The organism is Variovorax sp. 20P10.2.4, assembly GCF_058244205.1.
In genome coordinates this window covers 1-5,495 of the sequence record NZ_JBZAYE010000503.1, presented here as the reverse complement: position 1 = coordinate 5,495, position 5,495 = coordinate 1, and the positions used below count along the sequence as shown (strand labels likewise).

Annotated in this window: 5 protein-coding genes; 4 read left to right on the top strand and 1 reads right to left on the bottom strand. The window is 69.3% G+C overall.

Translation table 11 applies throughout. The annotated features are described in order from the left end of the window. From AC27VN_RS31400 to AC27VN_RS31385, 4 genes are all read left to right on the top strand, one after another. On the top strand, positions 1–767 hold a 767-nt coding region (locus AC27VN_RS31400), incomplete at its 5' end, for an MFS transporter (RefSeq protein WP_490879088.1). A 71-nt stretch (positions 768–838) separates the two neighbouring features. Beyond that, positions 839–1,975 (top strand): ABC transporter substrate-binding protein, encoded by a 1,137-nt coding sequence (locus tag AC27VN_RS31395; protein WP_093350556.1) that lies wholly within the window; start codon positions 839–841, stop codon positions 1,973–1,975. Positions 1,976–2,029: 54 nt separating this feature from the next. Next, positions 2,030–2,797, top strand: coding sequence for a class II glutamine amidotransferase (locus tag AC27VN_RS31390; protein WP_490879087.1), 768 nt, complete (start codon positions 2,030–2,032; stop codon positions 2,795–2,797). Between the two features lie 170 nt (positions 2,798–2,967). Further along, positions 2,968–5,241 carry a TonB-dependent receptor gene (locus AC27VN_RS31385; RefSeq protein ID WP_490879086.1) on the top strand — a complete coding sequence of 758 codons (2,274 nt, stop codon included), beginning with the start codon at positions 2,968–2,970 and terminating at the stop codon, positions 5,239–5,241. Positions 5,242–5,318: 77 nt separating this feature from the next. Here the strand turns inward: AC27VN_RS31385 and AC27VN_RS31380 are convergent. Beyond that, the coding region (locus tag AC27VN_RS31380) for an ATP-grasp domain-containing protein (RefSeq protein WP_490879089.1) at positions 5,319–5,495 on the bottom strand (177 nt) is incomplete at its 5' end.

The window sequence follows — 5,495 nt, the reverse complement described above, 5'->3', positions numbered from 1 at the left end:
ATTCGCCGCTCGAGGCGGCCGCGCTGCTGGGCGGCGCGCTGCTCTCGTTCGGGCTCTTCATCTGGTGGCAGCGGCGGCTGGCGGCCGCGGGCGGCACGCCGCTGATGAACCTCGCGCTGTTCGGCTACCGCCAGTTCGCGATGGGCAGCGTGGTCGCCTTCATCTACGGCACGGCGCTGTTCGGCTCCACCTACCTGCTGCCGGTCTACATGCAGGTCGGGCTGCACCTGTCGGCCTCGCACGTGGGCACGATCCTGCTGCCGGCCGGCTTCGTGCTGGCGGCCACCATCGCGGGCGTGGGCCGGCTGGCCGACCGGCAGCCGACCTGGGCACTGGTGAGCATCGGGCTGGCGCTGCTGGCGGCCTCGTTCGCGCTGATGATGCTGCTGCGCGCCGACAGCGCGCTGTGGCTGCTGGTGGCCTTCGCGATCGTCGGGCGCATCGGGCTGGGCTTCATCCTGCCCTCGCTGAACCTGGGCTCGATGCGGCCGCTGGCCAAGCCGCTGATCCCGCAGGGCGCGAGCGCCATCAACTTCGTGCGCATGCTCGGCGGCGCGGCCGGCGTGAGCCTGTGCGCCATCGTGCTCGAGTGGCGGCTGGCGGCGCACGGCGACTCGCTCGCCAACCCGCAGACCAGCCCGGCGCGGCTGGCAGCCTTCGACGAGGTGTTCGCGATGCTGGCCGGCCTGTGCGCGCTCGCGATCTGCGCGGCCTGGCAACTGCGCATCCGCGCGAATCCCGGCGACGCGCCCCGCAAGCCGGGGTAAACCCCTGCGGGCAAACACCCGCCCATCGATTTCAATTGTTATCAGTTGTATCGATTGGACGGTTTTCTCCCATGCATCGTCGGAACTTCATGGCCGCCTCGGCGGCCGCGGCCAGCCTTGGCCTTTTTTCCGTGGCCCGCGCGGCCGAGAACGGGGTCACTGACACCGAGGTGGTGCTCGGCCACACCGGCATCCTCAGCGGCCCGCTGGGCGCGCCGATCAAGGTGGTGATGGCCGGCGCGGGGCTGGCCTTCGACGCCGTCAACGCGCAGGGCGGCGTCTCGGGCCGCAAGATCCGGCTGGTGTCGCTCGACGACGAGCTCTCGCCCGAGAAGGCGGTGGCCAACTACGAGAAGCTGCTCGGCGAGCACCGCGCGTTCGCCTTCTTCGGCTGCGTCGGCTCGGCCACCACCGCGGCCGCGGCCAAGGTGCTGTCGCAAAGCGGCGCGCCGATGGTCGCGGGCTACGCGGTGTCGGATTCGGCGCGCGAGAAGGTCATGGGCTCGGGCTACTTCGTGCGCGCCACCTTCGCACGCGAGGCGCAGGCGCTGGTGCAGCACCTCACGACCATCGGCGTGACGCGCATCGCCTCGGCCTGCCTCGACAACCCGGGCGGCGCCGAGGTCACGAAGCTGGTCGAGGCCGCGCTCGCGGCGCACCAGCTCAAGCCGGTGGCGGCCGTGGCGGTCAAGGGCGACGGCTCGACCAACGCCGCCATGGGCAAGGCGCTGGCCGACAGCAAGGCGCAGGCGGTGATCATGTACCTGGGCGGCGCCATCGGCGGCGAGGTGATGAAGAGCGCCTGGGACGCGGGCGGGCGGCAGATGTTCTACGGCATGTCGATCGTGCCGGGCGACGTCACGGCCAAACTCGTGGGCGACAAGACCAGCGGGCTGGCGATCTCGCAGGTGGTGCCCTATCCCTGGAGCGAGGTCGAGCCGGTGGCGCGCGACTACCGCCAGCTCGCCGAGCGCGCCAAGGTCGACATCGGCTACCTGAGCTTCGAGGGCTACGTGAACGCGCTGGTGATGATCGAGTCGCTGCGTCGCGCCGGGCGCGACCTCACGCGCGCACGGCTGCATGCGGCGCTCAAGGCGATGAAGCTGCGCATCGCCGGCATGGAGCTCGACTTCACCGGCGCCAGCAACACCGGCTCGCGCTTCATCGAGATGGTCCGCGTGACCAAGGAAGGCCGCTTCCTGCGCTGAAGCGGAAGCAAACCCGGGCGCTCGGGTAAGCGGGGGCGGTGTCTAATGGCCCCCATGTGTCAATTGCTAGGGATGAACTGCAACACGCCGACCGACGTGACCTTCAGCTTCACGGGGTTCGCGCAGCGCGGTGGCCGCACCGACCACCACGCCGATGGCTGGGGCATCGCCTTCTTCGAGGACCGCGGCCTGCGCCATTTCGTCGACCACCAGCCGGCCTGCGAGTCGCCGGTGGCCGAGCTGATCCGGCGCTACCCGATCCAGAGCCGCAACGTCATCGCCCACATCCGCAAGGCCACCCAGGGCGAGGTCAACCTGCAGAACTGCCACCCCTTCGTGCGCGAGCTGTGGGGCCGCTACTGGGTGTTCGCGCACAACGGCGACCTGAAAGACTTCCGCCCGCGGCTGCACGGCAACTTCCACCCGGTGGGCAACACCGACAGCGAGCACGCCTTCTGCTGGCTGATGCAGGAGCTCGCGAAGTCGCATGCGGGCGTGCCGAGCGTCGAGGAGCTCACGCTCACCTTGCGCGAACTCGCGCCCCAGCTCGCGCGGTACGGCACCTTCAACTTCATGCTCTCGAACGGCCAGGCGCTGTGGGCCCATGCCTCCACCCACCTCTGGTACGTGGAACGGCGCCATCCCTTCGTGACCGCGCAGCTGTCGGACGAGGACCTCGAGATCGACTTCGCCCAGCACACCACGCCCAACGACCGCGTCGCGGTGGTGGTGACCGCGCCGCTGACCACCAACGAGGAATGGACCGCGTTCGAGCCGGGCGAGCTGCACGTGTTCGTGGACGGGCGGCGCTCGGAGCATTGACGTACCGGTCGGTGCGGCATGCGGGCAACGGGTTCGCCGGATCTCGGCTGAAGACCCCTCGAATGAAACGTTTTTTCTGACACATTTTTGCAACACTGCAAGAAAGTATCGGAATCCATTAGGAGTGCGTTAACAATAACGGTTCTCATTTGCGTGAAAACGAACCGTCCATGTCCGCCTCCTCCGCCCTTCTCCGCGCCAGCCTCCGCCCGACCGTCGCCGCGACGCTGCTCGCCCTCCATGCCCTGACGGCCTCGGCGCAGAGCGCCGCGCCGGCACCGGCTGCCGCGACCGCTCCCACCGCCCCCGGCGCCGCGCTGGGCACCATCACCGTCGAAGCCAGCGCCGATGCATCGGCCGAAGGGCTGACCAAGCCCTACGCGGGCGGCCAGGTGGCGCGCGGCGGCCGCGCCGGCATCCTGGGCACCCGGGACATGATGGAAACGCCGTTCTCGAGCAACAACTACACCAACGAGCTGATCCAGAACCAGCAGGCCCGCAGCGTGGCCGACGTGCTGCAGAACGATCCCTCGGTGCGCGTGGCGCGCGGCTTCGGCAACTTCCAGGAGTCCTATTTCATCCGCGGCTTCATCGTCAATTCCGACGACATCGCCTACAACGGCCTGTACGGCCTGCTGCCGCGCCAGTACATCGCTTCCGAGCTGTTCGAGCGCGTGGAAGTGTTCCGCGGCGCGAGCGCCTTCCTCAACGGCGCGGCGCCCACGGGCGGCGGCATCGGCGGCACCATCAACCTGCTGCCCAAGCGCGCGCCGAACGAAGCGCTCACGCAGTTCACGCTCGGCACCGCGAGCGGCTCGCAGTCCTATGCCGCGACCGACATCGCGCGCCGCTTCGGTCCCGACGACAGCGTGGGCGTGCGCGTGAATGCCGTGCACCGCGACGGCGGCACGGCGGTGAACGGCGAAGGCGTCAAGCTCGACGCGCTGGCGGTCGGTCTCGACTGGCGCAGCCGCGACGCGCGCATCTCGGCCGACATCGGCCACCAGGAGCACCGCCTGCGCAACACGCGCCCCAACGTCACGCTCGGCAGCGCCGTCACCGTGGTGCCCAAGGCGCCCGACAACGACACCAACTTCGCCCAGCCCTGGACCTATTCCTACGAGCGCGACACCTTCGGCTCGGTGCGCGGCGAATACGACATCACGCCGAACATCACGGCCTGGGCCGCGGCCGGCGCGCGCAGCAGCTACGAGAACAACTCGCTCGCGGGCCCGACGGTGTCCAACGGCCTGACCGGCGCCTTCACCACCAGCCGCTTCGACAACACGCGCGAGGACAAGGTCAAGACCGCCGAGCTCGGCATCCGCGGCAAGGCGCGCACCGGCAGCGTGGGCCACGAGTGGGTACTGGGCTACTCCTACTTCGACCTCGACAAGAAGAACGCCTACGGCCTGGGCCTGGGCACCGGCGGCACGCTCGCCAGCAACATCTACTACCCGCGCGGCTACCTGCCGACGCAGCTCACCTACCTGGGCAACAACCTCGCGAGCCCGCGCCTGAACGGCACCATCACGCTCAAGAGCGTGGCGATCGGCGACACGATGTCCTTCCTGGACGACCGCCTGCTCGTCACGCTCGGCGTGCGCCGCCAGTCGATCGAGACCAGCGACATCAGCTACCAGATCGTGAGCGGCGGCAAGCTGACCTCGGCCGGTGGTACCGTCACCTCGTACGACCAGAGCCGCACCAGCCCGGTGGCCGGCATCGTGTTCAAGGCGCGCGAGGACCTGTCGGTCTACGCGAACTACATCGAGGGCCTGTCGCCCGGCGAGAGCGCTCCCGCGCAATCGAACGGCCAGCCGGTGCTCAACGCCGGCCAGTCGCTGCGTCCCTACGTGTCGAAGCAGAAGGAAATCGGCGTCAAGTACGACGCCGGCCGCATCGGCGGCAGCCTGGCGCTGTTCAGCACCGCCAAGCCGCGCGCCTTCGTGGCCAACGGCTCGTTCCAGGCCGGCGGCGAGGACCGCCACCGCGGTGTCGAGCTCAATGTCTTCGGCGAGGCGACCAAGGGCCTGCGCGTGCTCGGCGGCGTGACCTGGCTCGACGCCAAGCAGAAGGAAACGGGCAGCCTCACCACCGATGGCAAGCGCGTGATCGGCGTGCCGAAGGCGCAGGGCAGCATCGGCGTCGAATGGGACGTGCCGGGCGTGCAGGGCCTGTCGCTCAACGGCCGCGTCGTGACCAGCGGCTCGAGCTACGCGGATGCGATCAACACGCTGCGCGTGCCCGGCTGGACGCGCCTGGACGTGGGTGCGCGCTACGTCACCGAAGTCGGCAACGGCAAGCTGCTGACCCTGCGCGCGCGCATCGAGAACGTGGCCGACCGCAACTACTGGGCCTCGGTGGGCGGCTATCCGGGCTCGGGCTACCTGGTGCTGAGCAACCCGCGCACCTTCAGCCTGTCGGCCACGGTCGACTTCTGATAGGCGATCCCGGCTTCCTCGGGATCAAAAAAAGGCGCCCGGGGCGAAGATCGCCCCGGGCGCCTTTTTCATGGTCCTCAGGCCGCCTGCTTCAGATGCGCCTCCAGCGCATCGACGAACATCGCCGGCACGTCGAACCCGGTCTGCTCCGTGATCTCCTGGAAGCAGGTCGGGCTGGTCACGTTGATCTCGGTCACCGAGTCGCCGATCACATCGAGGCCGATCAGCAGCAGCCCGCGCGGCGCGAGCGCGCG

Bases quoted from the DNA above. Each gene is read 5' to 3' on its own strand.
- AC27VN_RS31385 (WP_490879086.1), top strand. From the start codon at position 2,968: ATGTCCGCCTCCTCCGCCCTTCTCCGCGCCAGCCTCCGCCCGACCGTC.
- AC27VN_RS31390 (WP_490879087.1), top strand. From the start codon at position 2,030: ATGTGTCAATTGCTAGGGATGAACTGCAACACGCCGACCGACGTGACC.
- AC27VN_RS31395 (WP_093350556.1), top strand. From the start codon at position 839: ATGCATCGTCGGAACTTCATGGCCGCCTCGGCGGCCGCGGCCAGCCTT.